Here is an 18,486-nt window from a genome sequence, read left to right on the forward strand (position 1 = left end):
TCGAGGAGATAATAATATGACAGATGACAAAAACCACAATGTCATGAAGGGGCGGAGTGTAACAGCTTTTGTGACACAGCGCATAAAATATCGCTCTGCTAATCATTGAAGAAATATTTCTCCGATTCTCCCAGCCCGGATGGCCCGGGAGCCTGGGCAATCGCCCCCTGTTTTAAGCCCTAAAATGGGATGTTTTGCGACTGGACACGGCGAAAAAATCGCCATAAAGTTAATCAATCGATTGATTAACTTTATTCTGCCGATGAATATGAACTCGACGACCAGTAAAGGTGAACAGGCCAGAAACCAGTTGATTGCTGCCGCCCTTGCGCAGTTTGGCGAATATGGGTTGCATGCCACCACGCGCGATATCGCTGCGCTGGCGGGACAGAATATTGCCGCGATCCCTTACTACTTCGGATCAAAAGAGGATCTCTACCTCGCCTGCGCCCAGTGGATCGCCGATTTTATTGGCGCCAATTTTCGTCCCCACGCCGAAGCCGCCGAACGGCTGTTCACTCATGCGCAACCCGATAAAGCGGCAATACGGGAACTGATACATCGGGCCTGCAAAAATATGATTGTGCTGCTCACCCACGATGACACGCTTAATCTGAGTAAATTTATTTCACGTGAACAGCTCTCCCCTACCCGCGCCTATCAGTTAGTACATGACCAGGTGATCGCCCCGTTGCACAGTCACCTTACCCGGCTGATTGCGGCTTACACCGGCAGAGACGCCAATGATACGCAAACCATTTTGCATACCCATGCGCTGATCGGCGAGATCCTTGCCTTCCGCCTGGGTCGGGAAACCATTTTGCTGCGCACCGGATGGGCGCAATTCGACGATGAGAAAACCGACCTGATTTGCCAGGTCATCACGTGTCATATCGATCTTATCCTGCAGGGATTAACAAGGAGTTCCGGGTTATGAAAAAGCCTGTCGTCATCGTGTTGATTGTCGTTTTTATACTCGCCGCGCTTGGCGGAGGCTGGATGTGGTATCAAAGCCGACAGGCTGCATCCCTCACGTTGTATGGAAATGTCGATATTCGCACCGTTAATCTGAGTTTCCGGGTCGGGGGGCGACTCGCCTCGCTGGCGGTGGATGAAGGGGATACGATTACCGCCGGGCAGGTGCTTGGCCAAATCGATAAAGCGCCTTACGAGAACGCCCTTTTGCAGGCGAAGGCTAATGTCTTGACGGCAAAGGCAAAATACGACCTGGTCACTGCAGGCTATCGCGATGAAGAAATTTCCCAGGCGGCAGCAGCGGTTAACCAGGCGCAGGCGGCCTACGATTACGCGCAAAACTTTTATCAGCGCCAGCAGGGGCTATGGAAAAGCCGGACCATTTCCGCCAATGACCTGGAAAATGCACGTTCCTCTCGCGACCAGGCGTACGCCACGCTGAAATCGGCGCAGGATAAACTGAGCCAGTACCGTACAGGTAATCGCCCGCAGGAGATAGCGCAGGCAAAAGCCAGCCTCGAACAGGCGCAGGCACAACTGGCGCAATCAGCGCTGGATTTGCAGGATACACAACTGGTTTCGCCCTCTAACGGTACCCTGCTTACCCGCGCCGTGGAGCCAGGTAGCATGTTAAATGCTGGCAGCACCGTTCTGACGCTCTCCCTGACCCGCCCGGTTTGGGTTCGCGCCTACATCAGCGAAGTCAATTTGCATCAGGCCCAGCCAGGTCAGACCGTATTGCTCTACGTTGATGGTCGCCCCAATAAGCCCTATCACGGCAAAATCGGCTTCGTCTCCCCGACGGCTGAATTCACCCCGAAAACCGTGGAAACGCCGGATTTGCGTACCGATTTAGTCTATCGGCTGCGCATTATCGTCACCGACGCCGATGACGCATTGCGCCAGGGAATGCCGGTCACCGTAAGCTTCGATAATGGAGCACGGAATGAGTGAGGCAACGATCCGCCTGAACGGCCTGGTCAAGCGCTTCGCCGGGATGGAGAAACCCGCCGTCGCTCGCCTGGACTGCACCGTGAAAGCCGGGTACGTCACGGGGCTCGTTGGGCCGGATGGCGCCGGGAAAACCACCCTGATGCGCATGCTTGCCGGACTAATGAAACCCGATGAAGGTAGCGCTGAGGTTATTGGCCTCGACCCCATCGCCAGCAACAGCGAACTGCATGCATCGCTTGGTTATATGCCGCAAAAATTCGGCCTGTATGAAGACCTCACGGTGCTGGAAAACCTCAATCTGTACGCCGATCTGCGCAGCGTCACCGGCGAGGCACGCAAAGAGACCTTTGCCCGACTGCTGGAGTTCACCGCCCTCGCCCCCTTTACCGGGCGGCTGGCAGGTAAATTATCCGGTGGCATGAAGCAGAAACTGGGGCTTGCCTGCACCCTGGTAGGCCAGCCTAAAGTGCTGTTGCTGGACGAACCTGGCGTCGGCGTGGACCCGATATCACGCCGGGAATTGTGGCAGATGGTGCACACCCTTGCCGGGGACGGCATGTTGATATTATGGAGCACCTCTTATCTGGACGAAGCGGAACAATGTCGCGATGTGCTGCTGATGAACGAAGGGGAATTGCTCTATCAGGGGGAACCACGCGCCCTGACACAAACCATGGCCGGGCGCAGTTTTCTCGCCCACAGTGAACAGGAAAACAACCGTCAACTATTGCAACGTCTGCTGAAACTGCCGCAGGTCAGCGACGGGATGATCCAGGGGCGCTCCGTGCGGATGATTCTGGCGAAAGGGTCGAGCATTGATGACCTGCGCAGCGCCTCAGCGTTAACGCAACTCGATATTGAAGAAACCGCACCGCGCTTTGAAGACGCCTTTATCGACCTGTTGGGTGGCGCCGCTTTTACCCAATCGCCGCTGGGGGCCATTTTACATACGGTGGACGGCACACCGGATGAGACGGTGATCGAAGCCCGGCAACTGACGAAGAAATTCGGCGATTTCGCCGCCACCGATCATGTCAACTTTACCGTGAAGCGCGGCGAAATTTTCGGCCTGCTTGGGCCAAATGGCGCCGGTAAATCCACCACTTTTAAGATGATGTGCGGGTTACTGGTTCCCAGCTCCGGCAAAGCGCTGGTGCTGAATATGGATTTAAAAACCAGCTCCGGCCAGGCGCGCCAGCATCTGGGTTATATGGCGCAAAAATTCTCGCTTTACGGCAACCTCACGGTGGCGCAAAACCTGCGTTTTTTCTCCGGCGTCTATGGCCTGCGTGGACGGGCGCAGCAGGATAAGATCACGCGGATGGTTGACGCCTTTGGCCTTAAGGCTATTGCCGACCAGGCGACCGACGCCCTGCCGCTGGGCTTTAAACAGCGCCTGGCGCTGGCCTGCGCGCTAATGCATGAACCGGACATTCTGTTTCTTGATGAGCCGACATCCGGCGTCGACCCGCTGACCCGCCGCGAGTTTTGGCTGCACATCAACAGCATGGTGGAGAAAGGGGTGACGGTGATGGTCACCACCCACTTTATGGACGAAGCCGAATACTGTGACCGCATCGGGCTGGTCTATCGCGGCAAGCTTATCGCCAGCGGGACGCCGGATGCCCTGAAAGCCCAGACGGCTGATGCAGAGCATACCGACCCGACAATGGAGCATGCGTTTATCACGCTCATTCACAACTGGGATAAGGAGCATCACGATGCATAGCCCCCTCTCCCTGCGCCGCGTGCGCGCGCTCTGCGTCAAAGAGACGCGCCAGATTGTGCGCGATCCCAGTAGCTGGCTGATTGCCGTGGTGATCCCGTTAATGCTGCTGTTTATTTTCGGCTATGGCATTAACCTGGATTCCAGCAAACTGCGGGTGGGCATTTTACTGGAACAGCACAGCGAAGAGGCGCTGGACTTCGCCCATACCATGACCGGCTCTCCTTGGTTTGACGCGACGGTCAGCGATAATCGCCAGCAGCTTATTCAGATGATGCAGGCCGGGCGCATTCGCGGGCTGGTGGTCATTCCGGTAAATTTTGCGGAACAGATGGCGCGCCCTGGTGAAGATGCCCCGCTGCAGGTGATAACCGATGGCAGCGAGCCCAATACTGCCAACTTCGTCCAGGGCTATGTGCAGGGGATCTGGCAGATCTGGCAACAGCAGCGGGCCGAAGATCGGGGCGAAAGCTTCGAACCGCTGATTGACGTACAGATGCGCTACTGGTTTAACCCGGCGGCCATCAGCCAGCATTTTATTATCCCCGGCGCGGTGACGATTATCATGACAGTGATCGGCGCGATCCTCACCTCGCTGGTGGTGGCGCGCGAATGGGAGCGCGGCACCATGGAGGCGTTGCTCTCGACCGAAGTGACCCGTACGGAGCTCCTGCTGTGCAAGCTTATTCCCTATTACTTCCTTGGTATGCTGGCCATGCTGCTGTGCATGCTGGTGTCGGTATTTATTCTTGGGGTGCCGTATCGCGGCTCGCTGGTGATCCTGTTTTTTATCACCAGCCTGTTTCTGCTGAGTACGTTGGGGATGGGGTTACTGATTTCGACGATTACGCGCAATCAGTTTAACGCCGCGCAGGTGGCGCTGAACGCCGCCTTTTTGCCGTCAATTATGCTGTCCGGGTTTATCTTCCAGATTGACAGTATGCCTGCGGTGATTCGGGCAGTGACCTACGTCATCCCGGCGCGCTACTTCGTCAGCACCCTGCAAAGCCTGTTTCTGGCGGGCAATATTCCGGTGGTACTGGTCATCAACGTGCTGTTTCTGCTGGCTTCGGCAATCATGTTTATTGGCCTGACGTGGGTAAAAACCAAACGGCGGCTGGATTAGGGAGGCACCATGTTTCATCGCTTATGGACACTGATTCGCAAAGAGCTGCAGTCGCTGCTGCGTGAACCGCAGACCCGGGCCATTCTGATTCTGCCGGTTGTCATCCAGGTGCTGCTGTTCCCGTTTGCCGCGACGCTGGAGGTCACTAACGCCACCATCGCCGTCTACAACGAAGATAATGGCAAGCATGCGGTGGAGCTGACCCAACGCTTTGCCCGGGCCAAAGCCTTTACCCATGTGCTCATGCTGAAAAGCCCGCAGGAGATTCGCCCGACAATTGACGAGCAAAAAGCGCTGCTGCTGGTGCGTTTTCCGGCTGACTTTTCCCGCAAGCTCGATACCTTCACCCAGGCGCCGCTACAGCTGATTCTCGATGGCCGAAACTCTAACAGCGCCCAGATTGCCGCCAATTACCTGCAAGAGATCGTTAAAGAGTATCAACAGGAGCTGATGGAGGGGAAAACGAAGCCGAACAACAGCGAACTGGTGATCCGCAACTGGTACAACCCAAACCTGGACTATAAGTGGTTCGTGGTGCCATCGCTTATCGCCATGATCACCACCATCGGCGTAATGATCGTCACCTCACTCTCGGTTGCCCGTGAACGTGAACAGGGCACGCTGGATCAACTGCTGGTTTCACCGCTGGCGACATGGCAGATTTTTGTCGGTAAAGCGATACCTGCGCTGGTGGTCGCCACCTTCCAGGCCACCATTGTGCTGCTCGCCGGGATCCTCGCCTATAAAATTCCCTTTGCCGGATCGCTACTGCTGTTCTATTTCACGATGCTGATCTACGGCTTGTCGCTGGTGGGGTTCGGCCTGCTGATCTCGTCCCTGTGTTCGACACAGCAGCAGGCGTTTATTGGAGTGTTTGTCTTTATGATGCCCGCTATTTTGCTCTCGGGATATGTCTCGCCTGTCGAGAATATGCCGGTTTGGCTGCAGGATCTGACATGGATTAACCCTATCCGCCACTTTACGGACATCACCAAACAGATCTATCTGAAGGATGCGAGTTTCGCGATTATCTGGCAAAGCGTGTGGCCGCTGCTGGTAATAACGGTCACCACGGGTTCAGTGGCCTATGCGATGTTCCGGCGTAAGGTCATGTAACCTTACGCCGCTCAAACCTTAATGCACTTTGAAGGATTTAGGCTGGATGCGTTTTTCTTTTGCCAGCAGGGAGACGACGGCGGGGCCGGCGAGGATAACCAGCCCGACCAGGGCCAGTAACAGGTTGTTTTGCATCACGCGTGACAGCAGCCACAGCACGATCATTGCGACACCAAAATACCAGGTCGTTGTCAGCTCTTCCAGGACATCGCCAATGCCGCGCCAGCGCTCTTCGTGATGGCGCTGCAAAAACAGCATCAGCAGCACTGTAACGCTATAAAGGACGCACAGACCCAGACCGACCCGCACCAGCGCGCCGCTCATCCAGGCTGTTACTAATACCGCCACAACCAGCATATGCAACATAATCTGCCAGCAACTCAGGCCGGTTGCGACACGAACACGTTGTTGCCACTTCATGGCATCTCTCCTGAAGAATTTTTCTCTTAACAAAGAGTACTGATATTTACAGAAAATTCCGTAACCCCGCATCTTTTTGTGACAGAGACTACAATTTATTTTCATCAGGATAGTGAGGCTGGCAGGAGAATTATGACCCAACAAACTCGTCAATTTTCATTGAAAGTACTCACCATTAATACCCATAAAGGCTTTACTGCCTTCAACCGGCGTTTCATTTTACCGGAACTTCGCGATGCGGTGCGCACCGTCAGCGCCGATATCGTTTGTTTGCAAGAAGTGATGGGCGCGCACGAGGTTCATCCACTGCACGTGGAAAACTGGCCGGATACCACCCACTATGAATTTCTTGCCGATGCGATGTGGAGCGATTACGCCTATGGGCGTAATGCTGTCTATCCGGAAGGCCATCACGGTAACGCCGTACTTTCTCGTTTTCCTATCGAACACTATGAGAACCGCGACGTGTCGGTTGACGGCAGTGAAAAACGCGGACTGCTTTATTGTCGTATCGTGCCGCCTGACATTGATCGGCCTGTGCATGTGATATGTGTGCATCTGGGTTTGCGCGAAGCCCATCGTCAGGCGCAGCTCACGATGCTGGCGGAGTGGGTGAATTCGCTGCCGGAAAACGAACCGGTGGTGGTGGCCGGCGATTTTAACGACTGGCGGCAGCGGGCGAACCATCCGTTAAAAGTGCAGGCCGGACTGGAAGAGATTTTTACCCGCGCCCACGGCCGCCCTGCCCGCACGTTTCCTGTCAGCCTGCCGCTGTTACGTCTGGACCGTATCTATGTGAAAAATGCCGGAGCCAGTTCGCCCACCGCGCTACCGCTGCGCAACTGGCGCCATTTATCCGACCATGCCCCTCTCAGTGCGGAGATCCACCTATGAAATGCACATGGAAAGAGGGTAATCGCATCCAGCTTCTCGAAAATGGCGAAAACTTTTACCCGGCGGTCTATGCCGCTATAGAGCAGGCACAGCAGAAAGTTATTCTCGAAACCTTTATCTGGTTTGAAGATGAAGTGGGGTGTGAGCTGCATGCGGTTTTACTCAAAGCCGCCCGTCGCGGCGTAAATATCGAAGTTTTACTCGACGGCTATGGTTCGCCGGATCTCAGTGATGAGTTCGTCAACGCACTGACTTCTGCAGGCGTCGTCTTTCGCTACTACGATCCACGCCCGCGGCTGTTGGGCATGCGAACCAATGTCTTTCGCCGCATGCACCGTAAAATCGTGGTGATCGATAATACGGTGGCGTTTGTCGGCGGCATTAATTTTTCCGCTGAACATGTCACCAGCTACGGCCCCGAAGCCAAACAGGACTATGCCGTGCGGGTTGAAGGCCCGGTGGTGGCCGACATTTTGCAATTCGAAGTGGAAAATCTGCCTGAAAATGCGCCGGTCAGACGCTGGTGGCAACGACGTCGCCATCAGGCGGAAGATAACCGTACGCCCGGTGAAGCCCAGGCGCTGTTCGTCTGGCGCGATAACGACGATCACCGCGATGATATTGAACGGCACTATCTGAAAATGCTCGCCAATGCGAAGCGCGAAGTCATTATCGCCAACGCCTACTTCTTTCCCGGCTATCGCCTGCTGCATGCAATGAAAAACGCAGCCCGTCGCGGAGTACGTGTGAAACTTATCGTACAGGGCGAGCCGGATATGCCGATCGTCAAAGTCGGTGCCGAGCTGCTCTATAACTATCTCCTGAAAGGCGGCGTGCAGGTCTACGAATACCGTCGTCGTCCGCTGCATGGCAAAGTCGCGTTAATGGACGATCACTGGGCTACCGTCGGCTCGAGCAACCTTGACCCATTAAGCCTGTCGCTGAATCTGGAGGCCAACCTGATCATTCACGACCGGGAATTCAACCAGACGCTGCGCGACAACCTCAACGCGATTATCGCTAAGGATTGCCTGCGCGTGGACGAGTCGATGGCTCCGAAACGTACCTGGTGGAACCTCGCCAAGAGTGTGGTGGTGTTCCACTTCTTGCGCCATTTCCCTGCGCTTGTTGGCTGGCTGCCCGCACATACGCCAAGGCTGGCTCAGGTGAAGCCGCCAATCCAGCCGGAAATAGAGACTCAGGATCGCATCGCTTCTGAAAATTCAGGGGGGAAATCCTGATGGCGAAATCACATCCTCGCTGGCGGCTGGCTAAAAAAGTCCTTACCTGGCTCTTTTTTATTGCCGTTGCCGTTCTGTTAGTGCTGTATGCGCAAAAGGTGAACTGGGATGATGTATGGAAGGTCATACACGACTATAACCGCCTCGTGTTGTTGGGGGCTGCCGCGCTGGTGGTGGTCAGTTATTTGATCTATGGCTGCTACGACCTGTTAGGTCGCGCGTATTGCGGGCACAAACTGGCTAAACGCCAGGTGATGCTGGTCTCGTTTATCTGTTATGCCTTCAACCTGACGCTCAGCACCTGGGTAGGCGGAATCGGTATGCGTTACCGGCTTTACTCCCGCCTCGGGTTACCGAGCAGTACTATCACGCGGATTTTTTCGCTTAGCATCACGACCAACTGGCTGGGTTATATTTTACTCGGCGGCATCATCTTCACGTTCGGCGTGGTGGACATCCCGGCCCACTGGTACATTTCCGATACGACACTGCGCATCATTGGCGTTGTGCTGCTGCTTTTTATCGCCTTCTATCTGTGGGCATGTGGTTTTGCGAAACGACGCCATTTCACGATTAGAGGGCAGAAGTTAGTGATCCCATCGTGGAAATTTGCCCTTGCCCAGATGGCCATTTCCAGCGCCAACTGGATAGCTATGGGCGTGATTATCTGGCTTCTGATGGGCCATCAGACCAATTTCTTCTTCGTACTGGGCGTGTTGCTGGTCAGCAGTATCGCTGGCGTGATTGTCCATATTCCAGCAGGCATTGGCGTACTGGAAGCCGTATTTCTGGCGCTACTGGCCGGGGAGCATACGTCACAAGGCGTCATTATCGCCGCCCTGCTGGCCTACCGCGTGCTCTACTATTTTATCCCGCTTCTGCTGGCGCTGATTGCCTATCTGATACTGGAAAGTCGGGCGAAGAAGCTGCGCGCCAAAAATGAGAAAGCGATGGCAAAAGGCTGATTAACGGGAACGTATGGCATCAATTACCCAGGTTGCCAGGCGTAGCAATTCAAACACCAGGTTTGCCATATTCAGCCAGACCCGCAATGCGCCATGGATGGCGCAGGCCTGTACCGTGGTAAATTCTTTCATGTAGAGTTCGCGGGCAGATATCTGGATCCGCGAACGGCTGCCCGCCGTTGTTAATCCGAACAGCAATACCATCACCAGGCAGCCAATCCATTCCAATGGGCCATTGTGCAGCCCGAGATTAACCAGCGCCGTCAGGCTAAGTCCCACCAGCAACATCAACAAAGAGTAGCCGCCGCCACTGATATTGCTGCCCGCGTAATGGGCGACTACCGCGCTTATGGCGAACATCGCGCCAGTCACGCCAAGCGCTAAGGCTGTTCCCGCCAGTGAGAAGATGCAGGCGAAAAGTAGCCCGGTCAGCACGTTCATCAAGATAAGCCAGAAAAGCGCTACCGGCGTACTAAAGCGCGCAAACAGGCAGTGAAGAATAAGCCCGCTGACAAATAAGGCCACCATTAATATCACGATGACAGGACCGGGAATAAACCACTCCCGTACAACGGGAAGACGCAGCGCAAGCCAGGCGACACCGATACCCAGCACCATGCCCGCAGCCAGCCACAGGCAGATATTGACGATGAGTTCCGTGGGCTTAATTTGCGGCGGCGAAAGCCAACCAAATGGTTTCATCTCTTCTCCCTGAGGTGAACAAGCCGCATCCGGTTATGTCCGGATGCGGCTTATACTTTTCACTGGCTATCTGACGTCCCCCGGCCGGGATAACATTAACGACGGTTACCGAAAATACGCAGCAACATCAGGAACAGGTTGATAAAGTCGAGATAGAGCGTTAACGCCCCTAAAATCGAATATTTCCGCAGGTGCGCTTTATCATTCACATCAAGCTGGGTACCGATGTTTTTCAGCTTTTGCGTGTCATAGGCGGTAAGGCCGACAAAAATAACCACTCCGATATAGGTCACCACCCACATCAGCGTTTCACTTTTCAGCCAGAAGTTAACCAGAGAGGCGAGAAGAATACCGATTAGCCCCATAAACAGCATACTGCCAAGACCGCTCAGGTCGCGTTTGGTGGTATAGCCGTAGAGACTCATCGAGCCGAACATTCCGGCGGTCACGACAAAGGTCGCCGCAATAGACTCAGCGGTGTAGGCATACAGAATGCCCGAGAGCGTCAGCCCGGTCAGGGCGGAATAGAGCATAAAGAGCGTGGTCGCCATGCCCGCGCTGAGTTTATGTATCAGGCCGGAGAGCACAAAAACCAGCGCCAGTTGCGCAATGATCAGCCCAAAGAAGACCATCCGGCTGGAGTAGATAGCCATTAATACGGCTTCATTAAATACCGTATACCAGGCGATAAAAGCCGTCAGCAACAGCCCGCAGGTCATCCAGCCATAGACCTGCGCCATATAGGTTTGCAAACCGGCGCGGGCGGGTGAAACGATAGAATCGGAACGCGGGAATCTGTCCATAATGACTCCTCAAAAAGTGGATACCCATCTTCAAGATTAACACAATCCCGACAAAGCGTTACCAGCGTTGCGCCGCCTGTTTATCGCTATCCCGTGCCTCTACCCAGCGGTCACCCTGCGCCGTGGCTTCACGCTTCCAGAAGGGGGCACGCGTCTTAAGGAAATCCATAATAAACTGCCCTGCGTCAAAGGCGCTGCTCCGGTGTGCGCTGGTCACGCCGACAAAGACAATTTCATCGCCGGGCCAGAGTTCGCCCACGCGGTGAATCACCGTGACGTTACCCAGCGGCCAACGCTCTCGCGCCTCCTCAACGATCCCCGCCAGCGTCTTTTCCGTCATCCCCGGATAGTGTTCAAGCGTCAGAGCACTGACATTATCGCCAAGGTTATGGTTACGCACTTTGCCGGTAAAGGTCACCACCGCGCCATCTTCATCTCGCTCGCTCAACCATTGATACTCTTCGCCAACGTTAAACGGCGCATGGTCAACCACGATACGTGTCTGTGCCATCTTAACCCCCGGTCACTGGCGGGAAAAAGGCCACTTCGTCGCCTTCGGTGAGGGGATTTTCAAGACTCACCAGCGTCTGGTTTACCGCCGCCAGCAGTTTGTCCTTTTCGAGCGCCAGCGCCCAACGATCGTTGCGCGCGGCAAGATGCTGACGCACCGCTTCCACAGACGGAAACGCCTCATCCAGCGTTAACCGGTCACAACCGGTCAGTTCGCGCACCTGCGCGAAAAAAAGTACATTAATCATCTGCATCTACCCTGAAATCACCGGACTTACCGCCGCTTTTCGCCAGCAGACGTACCGGGCCAATAACCATATCCTTCTGCACGGCTTTGCACATGTCGTAAATTGTCAGCGCCGCCACCGACGCCGCCGTCAGCGCTTCCATTTCCACACCTGTTTTCCCGCTCAGGCGGCACAGCGATTCGATGCGAACCCGGTTATGCGACGGCTGCGCCTGTAATTGCACTTCCACTTTGCTGAGCAATAGCGGATGACACAGCGGAATTAACTCCCAGGTGCGTTTTGCCGCCTGAATGCCCGCAATACGCGCCGTGGCAAAGACATCACCTTTGTGATGGCTGCCGTCAATAATCATCGCCAGCGTTTGCGGCTGCATGGTCACGAACGCTTCGGCACGGGCTTCCCGCACGGTTTCGGCTTTGGCAGAGACATCCACCATATGCGCTTCGCCATCGGCGTTAATATGGGTCAGTTGTGACATAAATTAAGGCTTAATGTGGGAGTGAAAATTACACGGGCGCGTGCGCGCATCAAGCTGCGGCGCAATGATATTGTCCCATGCGGTGCGACAAGCTTTAGTGGAACCCGGCATAGCGAAAATCAGCGTCTTGTTGGCGATACCCGCTACCGCGCGCGATTGCAGCGTGGAGGTGCCAATCTCTTCGAAAGAGAGCATGCGGAATACCTCGCCAAACCCTTCTACTTCACGGTCAAAAAGCGGCAATAAGGCTTCCGGCACCTGGTCCCCATCGGTAAAACCGGTACCGCCATTAATCAGCACCACCTGGACGTCATCGCTGGCAATCCACACCGAGACCTGCGCCCGGATGGCGTAGCGGTTCTCTTTGACGATGGCTTTCGCCACCACGTTATGCCCGGCCTCCAGCGCGGAGTCGCGCAGGAAATGACCCGACGTGTCGTCCTCTTCGCCACGACGGCTGGAAACCGTAAGAATCGCGATACGGGTTGGAATAAATTCAGTACTCACCTGACTCATTGCTTTTTCTCCTTGCGGCCGTTATCCGCCAATGTAAGACAGATTTTGCGTAATGCCGGTATTGCCCTGATGCAGAAAATGGGTCTGTTTTTTGTGCGCAAGGGACGCGGCAATGCGCGCTTCCAGCGCGGCTTGCTGATTGTCATCCTGCAGCAGATCGCGCAGGTCTACGCCCCCATCACCAAACAGGCATAAATGCAGCTTTCCGACAGAAGAGACCCGCAGCCGGTTACAACTGGCGCAAAAGTCTTTTTCATAGGGCATGATCAGACCAATCTCGCCGGCATAGTCCGGGTGGCAGAAAACCTGTGCCGGGCCATCACTGCGGCTGCGCAGCTTCTGGATCCAGCCGCGTTTTAGCAGCTCACCGCGCAGCACATCGCCGGAGATATGGTGTTTTTGAAAGAGATCGCTGCCTTCGCCGGTTTCCATCAGTTCGATAAAACGCAATTGAATGGGGCGAGGTTGGATCCAGGCAAGAAAGGTGTCGAGCTGGTGGTGATTGACGTCGCGCATCAGCACGGTATTAACTTTGACCTTCTCAAAGCCCGCCGCAAAAGCAGCATCAATACCTTCCATCACCTGCTTAAACTTGTCCTGACCGGTAATCGCGAAAAATTGACGCGCATCGAGACTGTCAACGCTGACATTGATCGCCGTCAGTCCGGCGTCACGCCAGTGCGCCACATCACGGGCCAGACGGTAACCGTTAGTAGTGACCGCAACCTGGCGGATGGCGTGGTTTTCTCGCACGGCAGCGATAATGTCGGTAAAGTCGCGACGCAGGGAAGGTTCGCCACCGGTCAGGCGGACTTTCTCTGTGCCCATTGCAGAAAACGCACGCGTAACGCGACGAATTTCCTCAAGGCTGAGAAATCCTTTATTGGTGACGCCACCCGGTTTGTAGCCGTTGGGCAGGCAATAAGTGCAACGGAAATTGCATACGTCAGTGATCGACAAACGCAAGTAAAAGAACTTACGCGCGAACGGGTCAGTCAATTGTGTGGCCATGTACACCTTTCCAAATACGGGAGATGCAGTCATTTCTTCCTGCACCCTGGCGGCTGATACCGGTGGTATCGCCACGGCCAAAGGACCCTATCGTCAGACTTAGGTACAGAGGCTAGAGTGTATGTTGTGCGTAACGAGATAAATTCGTTATGGCGATAGTAGCGCGAAGCGTTTTGTTTCGCCAACATCATTATCGCTATATAAACATGTATATAGCGACATGATCGTGCATTTTCATTACAGAGTACGTGAAAATCCCTTTTTTGCTTTGATATACGTCATTTTCCACCCTGCACGGCATCGTCATTAGGTGGTATTTAGGTTAACGTAGCGCGGTAATCATTTATAAGGAAGGTTTATGCGTAATCGCACTCTTGCGGATCTGGATCGCGTCGTTGCGCTTGGCGGTGGGCACGGTCTGGGCCGCGTGATGTCGGCTTTATCATCATTAGGCTCGCGGCTCACAGGTATCGTGACGACCACGGATAACGGCGGCTCTACCGGGCGTATTCGCCGCTCTGAGGGAGGGATCGCCTGGGGCGATATGCGCAACTGTTTAAATCAGCTTATTACGGAACCCAGCGTCGCGTCGGCGATGTTTGAGTACCGTTTTAGCGGTAATGGCGAACTTTCCGGTCATAACCTCGGAAATTTGATGTTGAAGGCGTTAGACCATCTCAGCGTGCGCCCTCTGGAAGCGATAAATCTCATTCGTAACCTGCTAAAAGTAGATGCGTTTCTTATCCCGATGTCTGAGCAACCCGTTGATTTGATGGCAACAGACAACGAAGGCCACATGGTCTACGGCGAAGTGAATATCGACCTGCTGGAATCCCCGGTACAGGAATTGATGCTGTTCCCTAAAGTACACGCCACGCGGGAAGCCGTTCAGGCGATTGCAGAAGCGGATCTGATTTTAATCGGCCCGGGAAGTTTTTATACCAGCCTGTTGCCTTTACTGCTGCTGGAGGATCTTTCTCAGGCATTGCGCCGCACCCCCGCGCCAGTGGTCTATATCGGTAATCTCGGTAAAGAGTTGAGCGTGGCCGCCGCCAGTCTGACGCTTAAGGATAAGCTGACAATCATGGAACAGTATGTCGGTAAACCGATCATTGATGCCGTGATTGTTGGGCCAAAAGTGGATGTTTCTGCTGTCTCTGACCGGGTCGTTATTCAGGGGGTGCTGGACGCCAGCGATATCCCCTATCGTCATGATAGACATTTGTTGCGCGAAGCGCTGGAAAAAGCAGTTCAGGCCCTGGGTTAATCACGTGGCGAGCGCGATTTGTGCTCGCGCCATCACGTTTCCTTAATTTCTTAAGGTTGTCTTAAAGATTCTCGTCCACAATAGTCATCCTGTCTTTGTCAGGATCGTTGTCATGCCTACCTTTCGTCTTTCCCGGCCGACCTTAAGCCGCCTGAACTTTCTGATTTTGTTCGCGCTTTATATCGCACTGATATTAAATATCGCATTTTATCGCCAGGCATTTAGTTTATTGCCAGTAGACTCATTGCATAACGCGCTGGTGTTTGCCTCAATGCCCGTCGTGGCTTTTAGCGTCATCAATATTGTTTTAACTCTGGCCTCGTTTTTACGCCTGGACCGTCTGACGATCAGCCTCTTTGTTCTGGTCAGCGCGGCTGCGCAATATTTCATTATGAGCTTTGGTATTATTATCGACCGCTCAATGGTGACCAATATTCTGGATACCACCCCAGCCGAAAGTTTCGCCCTGCTATCGCCACGTATGATTGTGGTGCTGCTGCTCTCAGGCGTGTTAATGGTACTTATCGCCTGGTGGATTAAAATCAAAGCGCCGGTCTCGGCCTGGCGCAGTATTATCAGTCGCCTCGTAAGCATTGCGGTTTCTGCGTTACTGATCGTTTTCGTTGCGCTGTTGTTTTATAAAGATTACGCCTCGCTGTTTCGTAATAATAAAGAACTGGTTAAATCGCTCAGTCCGTCAAACAGCATCACCGCAGGCTTATCCTGGTATAGCCATCATCGCATGGATAATTTGCCGCTGGTGCGTATCGGTGAAGACGCGCAACAGCGTGCGCAAATGCAAAATGGCCCGCGTAAGAACCTGACCATTTTGATCGTGGGTGAAACCTCACGTGCCGCCAACTTTTCACTGGGCGGTTATGTCCATGACACCAACCCGCGTTTAAAACAGGATAATGTGGTCTATTTCCCGAATACCACTTCCTGCGGTACGGCAACGGCCATTTCCGTGCCCTGCATGTTCTCCAATATGCCACGCCAGAATTACGATGAAGAGCTGGCCCATCATCAGGAAGGTTTGCTGGATATTATTCAGCGCGCTGGCATTCAGGTGTTGTGGAATGAAAACGATGGCGGCTGCAAAGGTGCCTGCGATCGTGTTCCTCATCAGGACGTGACGGCGCTGAATCTGCCTGGGCTATGCATTGACGGCGAATGCCAGGATGAAGCGTTATTTCATCAGTTGGAAGACTATATCAATAACCTGCGACATGATGGCGTTATTGTATTGCACACCATTGGCAGCCACGGACCGACTTACTATAACCGCTATCCGGCGGCGTTTCGTAAATTTACCCCGACCTGCGATACCAGCCAAATTCAGACCTGTACGCAGGAACAACTGGTGAATACTTACGACAACACCATTTTGTACATTGATTATATTGTCGACAAAGCCATTAAATTACTGCAATCAAAACAGGATAAATTCACCACCAGCCTGGTCTATCTTTCCGACCATGGTGAATCGCTGGGTGAAGACGGTGTCTATTTACACGGTTTGCCTTATTCCATCGCCCCGGAAACGCAAAAACATATTCCGATGCTTATTTGGCTGTCTGAGGATTATCAAAAGCGTTACGGCGTCGATAATCAGTGCCTGCAAAAAGAGGCACAACAAAAGCACTTTTCGCAGGATAATCTCTTCTCGACCATGTTGGGTATAACAGGGGTCAGTACGAAGGAATACCGTGCGCAAGATGATATTTTGACTGCCTGTCGTGGAGAGCCGAAATGAAAATTCTGGTCGTAGAAGATGATGCGCTGTTATTACAGGGATTGATTCTGGCCATGCAAAGTGAAGGATACGCCTGCGATGGCGTATCCACCGCGCATGAAGCGGGCCTGAGTCTGGCGACCGGACACTACAGTCTGATGGTGCTTGATCTCGGTCTTCCGGACGAAGATGGCCTTCATTTCCTGGAGCGTGTCCGCCGCGAGAAGTTTACGCTGCCGGTATTAATTTTGACCGCCAGGGACACACTTGCCGATCGTATTTCCGGGCTGGACACCGGCGCGGATGATTATTTAGTTAAGCCTTTTGCTCTCGAAGAGCTTAACGCGCGTATTCGTGCTCTGCTGCGTCGCCACAATAATCAGGCGGACAGCGAATTAACGAATGGCAATTTGCGGCTGAATTTGACTCGCCGCCAGGTATGGCTCAGCGAAGAGCTGCTGGAGCTTACGCCAAAAGAGTACGCGCTGCTGTCACGCCTGCTAATGAAAGTGGGCACGCCGGTACACCGTGAAATCCTGTATAACGACATTTACAACTGGGACAACGAACCGGCCACCAATACGCTGGAAGTGCATATCCATAACCTGCGTGACAAAATCGGCAAATCGCGTATCCGTACCGTGCGCGGCTACGGTTATATGTTGATTCACGCCGATAAACAGGAATAAGCATGGCGATATTTCAGGTCAAGAATTGGTCGATGCGAAGCCGCTTACTGCTCACCGTCGGGGCTATTCTGGTGGTTTGTCAACTGGTCAGCGTGTTCTGGCTATGGCATGAGAGCAAAGAACAAGTCCAGCTGTTGGTGGAAAGCGCGATTCACAACCATAACAACCACAAACAGGTTGAGCATGAAGTGCACGAGGCTGTCGCCAGCCTCCTCGTGCCGAGCCTGTTGATCATTGGCCTCGCCCTGCTGCTCTGTTTTAAGGCGTTAAAAACCATTACCCGCCCTCTCTCGGCATTACAGCGCGAGCTGGATGCACGTGCGCCGGGCAACCTTGAACCCATCGTGCTGGAAAATCCGGTACGCGAAGTGGAAGCCGTTGCCGCTGCCATCAATCAGCTGGTTTCGCGCCTTACCGTCACGCTGGATCGTGAGCGTCTGTTTACTGCCGACGTAGCACACGAATTGCGAACGCCGCTGGCAGGTCTGCGCCTGCACCTGGAGTTGATGGCCAAAAGCCATGCCCTGGATGTCGCCCCGCTGCTCCAGCGTCTGGACCAGATGACCGAAAATATTGCCCAGTTGCTGCAGCTCGCTCGCGTCGGGCAATCTTTTTCCGCAGGAAGCTATCAGCAGGTGATGCTGCTGGAAGATGTGGTCATGCCAGTCCACAGTGAACTGGAGAGAATGCTGCAAACCCGACAGCAACATTTACAGTTGCCGCAAATGGCAGAAGATATCGCGGTGGCAGGTGATGCCACGCTCTTGCAGGTGCTGCTGCGCAATCTGGTGGAAAACGCTCATCGGTACAGCCCGGCAGGCACCACCATTACCGTGAGCCTTGTCGGCGGCCCCACACCGGTTCTGTCAGTGGAAGATGAGGGGTCAGGCGTGGATGAATCCCGTAGCGGAGAATTGAGTAAAGCGTTTGTGCGCATGGATAGCCGCTACGGGGGATCGGGGCTTGGATTGAGTATCGTTTCACGTATCGCACAACTCCACGACGCGCAATTCTTCTTGCATAACCGCCAGCCTGGCCCAGGCGTGCGGGCGTGGGTGAAACTCAACGCTATTGCACGTTAAGGTAATCTTAGTAAGAGAGCACCCAGAG

At 54.1% G+C, this 18,486-nt stretch carries 20 protein-coding genes and 1 riboswitch; of the genes, 12 read left to right on the plus strand and 8 right to left on the minus strand.

What is annotated here, in order from left to right; genetic code table 11:
• Positions 1-262 precede the first annotated feature (262 nt).
• From cecR to L2097_RS11535, 5 genes are read left to right on the plus strand one after another with little or no spacing between them, the layout of a single operon-like run.
• Positions 263-937, plus strand: a complete 675-nt coding sequence (gene cecR / locus L2097_RS11515) for a transcriptional regulator CecR (RefSeq protein ID WP_142519380.1) — start codon at positions 263-265, stop codon at positions 935-937.
• Positions 934-1,929 carry a secretion protein HlyD gene (gene hlyD / locus L2097_RS11520; protein WP_250352865.1) on the plus strand — a complete coding sequence of 332 codons (996 nt, stop codon included), beginning with the start codon at positions 934-936 and terminating at the stop codon, positions 1,927-1,929. The genes cecR and hlyD overlap by 4 nt, the downstream gene beginning before the upstream one ends.
• Entirely contained in the window at positions 1,922-3,658 is a 1,737-nt protein-coding gene (locus L2097_RS11525) for an ATP-binding cassette domain-containing protein (protein WP_047371178.1), read from the plus strand. The genes hlyD and L2097_RS11525 overlap by 8 nt, the downstream gene beginning before the upstream one ends.
• Positions 3,651-4,781: an ABC transporter permease gene (locus L2097_RS11530; RefSeq protein ID WP_047371179.1), complete on the plus strand. Its 1,131-nt coding sequence runs from the start codon at positions 3,651-3,653 to the stop codon at positions 4,779-4,781. The genes L2097_RS11525 and L2097_RS11530 overlap by 8 nt, the downstream gene beginning before the upstream one ends.
• Before the next feature lie 9 nt (positions 4,782-4,790).
• Complete coding sequence (locus L2097_RS11535; RefSeq protein WP_047371180.1) at positions 4,791-5,897, plus strand: ABC transporter permease; 1,107 nt, start codon at positions 4,791-4,793, stop codon at positions 5,895-5,897.
• A gap of 18 nt (positions 5,898-5,915) precedes the next feature.
• Here L2097_RS11535 and L2097_RS11540 read toward each other — a convergent pair whose 3' ends face one another.
• A complete protein-coding gene (locus L2097_RS11540) occupies positions 5,916-6,317 on the minus strand; it encodes a YbhQ family protein (protein ID WP_103279899.1) in 402 nt (133 codons plus the stop codon).
• 132 nt (positions 6,318-6,449) lie between these two features.
• Here L2097_RS11540 and L2097_RS11545 point away from each other — a divergent pair, with 132 nt between their 5' ends.
• Genes L2097_RS11545 through L2097_RS11555 form a run of 3 tightly spaced genes read left to right on the plus strand, consistent with a single transcriptional unit; the run spans position 6,450 to position 9,417 of the window.
• Positions 6,450-7,211 carry an endonuclease/exonuclease/phosphatase family protein gene (locus L2097_RS11545; protein ID WP_047371182.1) on the plus strand — a complete coding sequence of 254 codons (762 nt, stop codon included), beginning with the start codon at positions 6,450-6,452 and terminating at the stop codon, positions 7,209-7,211.
• Positions 7,208-8,452, plus strand: a complete 1,245-nt coding sequence (clsB, locus tag L2097_RS11550; protein WP_047371183.1) for a cardiolipin synthase ClsB — start codon at positions 7,208-7,210, stop codon at positions 8,450-8,452. Before L2097_RS11545 ends, clsB begins: the two co-directional genes overlap by 4 nt.
• A complete protein-coding gene (locus tag L2097_RS11555; protein ID WP_047371184.1) occupies positions 8,452-9,417 on the plus strand; it encodes a lysylphosphatidylglycerol synthase domain-containing protein in 966 nt (321 codons plus the stop codon). Before clsB ends, L2097_RS11555 begins: the two co-directional genes overlap by 1 nt.
• Here the strand turns inward: L2097_RS11555 and L2097_RS11560 are convergent, their stop codons facing one another.
• From L2097_RS11560 to moaA, 7 genes are all read right to left on the minus strand, one after another.
• A complete protein-coding gene (locus L2097_RS11560; RefSeq protein ID WP_047371185.1) occupies positions 9,418-10,119 on the minus strand; it encodes a Bax inhibitor-1/YccA family protein in 702 nt (233 codons plus the stop codon). It lies immediately after the preceding gene.
• 95 nt (positions 10,120-10,214) lie between these two features.
• Positions 10,215-10,922 carry a Bax inhibitor-1/YccA family protein gene (locus L2097_RS11565; protein ID WP_047371186.1) on the minus strand — a complete coding sequence of 236 codons (708 nt, stop codon included), beginning with the start codon at positions 10,920-10,922 and terminating at the stop codon, positions 10,215-10,217.
• Between the two features lie 58 nt (positions 10,923-10,980).
• Complete coding sequence (moaE, locus tag L2097_RS11570; RefSeq protein ID WP_085006886.1) at positions 10,981-11,433, minus strand: molybdopterin synthase catalytic subunit MoaE; 453 nt, start codon at positions 11,431-11,433, stop codon at positions 10,981-10,983.
• A 1-nt stretch (position 11,434) separates the two neighbouring features.
• Positions 11,435-11,680 (minus strand): molybdopterin synthase sulfur carrier subunit, encoded by a 246-nt coding sequence (moaD, locus tag L2097_RS11575; RefSeq protein WP_047371188.1) that lies wholly within the window; start codon positions 11,678-11,680, stop codon positions 11,435-11,437.
• A complete protein-coding gene (gene moaC, locus L2097_RS11580; protein WP_250352866.1) occupies positions 11,673-12,158 on the minus strand; it encodes a cyclic pyranopterin monophosphate synthase MoaC in 486 nt (161 codons plus the stop codon). Before moaC ends, moaD begins: the two co-directional genes overlap by 8 nt.
• A 3-nt stretch (positions 12,159-12,161) precedes the next feature.
• Positions 12,162-12,674: a molybdenum cofactor biosynthesis protein B gene (moaB, locus tag L2097_RS11585; RefSeq protein ID WP_047371190.1), complete on the minus strand. Its 513-nt coding sequence runs from the start codon at positions 12,672-12,674 to the stop codon at positions 12,162-12,164.
• 21 nt (positions 12,675-12,695) lie between these two features.
• Entirely contained in the window at positions 12,696-13,685 is a 990-nt protein-coding gene (gene moaA, locus L2097_RS11590) for a GTP 3',8-cyclase MoaA (protein ID WP_047371191.1), read from the minus strand.
• Positions 13,673-13,817: riboswitch (molybdenum cofactor riboswitch) on the minus strand. Its footprint overlaps the gene before it by 13 nt.
• Before the next feature lie 226 nt (positions 13,818-14,043).
• On the opposite strand from moaA, the gene yvcK reads away from it, so the two are divergent.
• From yvcK to pmrB, 4 genes are all read left to right on the plus strand, one after another.
• Positions 14,044-14,952 (plus strand): uridine diphosphate-N-acetylglucosamine-binding protein YvcK, encoded by a 909-nt coding sequence (gene yvcK / locus L2097_RS11595; protein ID WP_047371192.1) that lies wholly within the window; start codon positions 14,044-14,046, stop codon positions 14,950-14,952.
• Positions 14,953-15,064: 112 nt separating this feature from the next.
• Positions 15,065-16,708 carry a phosphoethanolamine transferase EptA gene (gene eptA / locus L2097_RS11600; protein WP_250352867.1) on the plus strand — a complete coding sequence of 548 codons (1,644 nt, stop codon included), beginning with the start codon at positions 15,065-15,067 and terminating at the stop codon, positions 16,706-16,708.
• Positions 16,705-17,376, plus strand: coding sequence for a two-component system response regulator PmrA (pmrA, locus tag L2097_RS11605; RefSeq protein WP_047371194.1), 672 nt, complete (start codon positions 16,705-16,707; stop codon positions 17,374-17,376). The genes eptA and pmrA overlap by 4 nt, the downstream gene beginning before the upstream one ends.
• A 2-nt stretch (positions 17,377-17,378) precedes the next feature.
• Entirely contained in the window at positions 17,379-18,458 is a 1,080-nt protein-coding gene (gene pmrB, locus L2097_RS11610; protein WP_142519184.1) for a two-component system sensor histidine kinase PmrB, read from the plus strand.
• Positions 18,459-18,486 lie beyond the last annotated feature (28 nt).

Source organism: Citrobacter sp. MNAZ 1397 (assembly GCF_023613995.1).
GTDB classification, from domain to species: Bacteria; Pseudomonadota; Gammaproteobacteria; order Enterobacterales; family Enterobacteriaceae; genus Phytobacter; species Phytobacter ursingii.

Coding starts and splice junctions, on each gene's coding strand:
- cecR (WP_142519380.1), top strand. CDS start 263: ATGAATATGAACTCGACGACCAGTAAAGGTGAACAGGCCAGAAACCAG.
- hlyD (WP_250352865.1), top strand. CDS start 934: ATGAAAAAGCCTGTCGTCATCGTGTTGATTGTCGTTTTTATACTCGCC.
- L2097_RS11525 (WP_047371178.1), top strand. CDS start 1,922: ATGAGTGAGGCAACGATCCGCCTGAACGGCCTGGTCAAGCGCTTCGCC.
- L2097_RS11530 (WP_047371179.1), top strand. CDS start 3,651: ATGCATAGCCCCCTCTCCCTGCGCCGCGTGCGCGCGCTCTGCGTCAAA.
- L2097_RS11535 (WP_047371180.1), top strand. CDS start 4,791: ATGTTTCATCGCTTATGGACACTGATTCGCAAAGAGCTGCAGTCGCTG.
- L2097_RS11540 (WP_103279899.1), bottom strand. CDS start 6,317: ATGAAGTGGCAACAACGTGTTCGTGTCGCAACCGGCCTGAGTTGCTGG.
- L2097_RS11545 (WP_047371182.1), top strand. CDS start 6,450: ATGACCCAACAAACTCGTCAATTTTCATTGAAAGTACTCACCATTAAT.
- clsB (WP_047371183.1), top strand. CDS start 7,208: ATGAAATGCACATGGAAAGAGGGTAATCGCATCCAGCTTCTCGAAAAT.
- L2097_RS11555 (WP_047371184.1), top strand. CDS start 8,452: ATGGCGAAATCACATCCTCGCTGGCGGCTGGCTAAAAAAGTCCTTACC.
- L2097_RS11560 (WP_047371185.1), bottom strand. CDS start 10,119: ATGAAACCATTTGGTTGGCTTTCGCCGCCGCAAATTAAGCCCACGGAA.
- L2097_RS11565 (WP_047371186.1), bottom strand. CDS start 10,922: ATGGACAGATTCCCGCGTTCCGATTCTATCGTTTCACCCGCCCGCGCC.
- moaE (WP_085006886.1), bottom strand. CDS start 11,433: ATGGCACAGACACGTATCGTGGTTGACCATGCGCCGTTTAACGTTGGC.
- moaD (WP_047371188.1), bottom strand. CDS start 11,680: ATGATTAATGTACTTTTTTTCGCGCAGGTGCGCGAACTGACCGGTTGT.
- moaC (WP_250352866.1), bottom strand. CDS start 12,158: ATGTCACAACTGACCCATATTAACGCCGATGGCGAAGCGCATATGGTG.
- moaB (WP_047371190.1), bottom strand. CDS start 12,674: ATGAGTCAGGTGAGTACTGAATTTATTCCAACCCGTATCGCGATTCTT.
- moaA (WP_047371191.1), bottom strand. CDS start 13,685: ATGGCCACACAATTGACTGACCCGTTCGCGCGTAAGTTCTTTTACTTG.
- yvcK (WP_047371192.1), top strand. CDS start 14,044: ATGCGTAATCGCACTCTTGCGGATCTGGATCGCGTCGTTGCGCTTGGC.
- eptA (WP_250352867.1), top strand. CDS start 15,065: ATGCCTACCTTTCGTCTTTCCCGGCCGACCTTAAGCCGCCTGAACTTT.
- pmrA (WP_047371194.1), top strand. CDS start 16,705: ATGAAAATTCTGGTCGTAGAAGATGATGCGCTGTTATTACAGGGATTG.
- pmrB (WP_142519184.1), top strand. CDS start 17,379: ATGGCGATATTTCAGGTCAAGAATTGGTCGATGCGAAGCCGCTTACTG.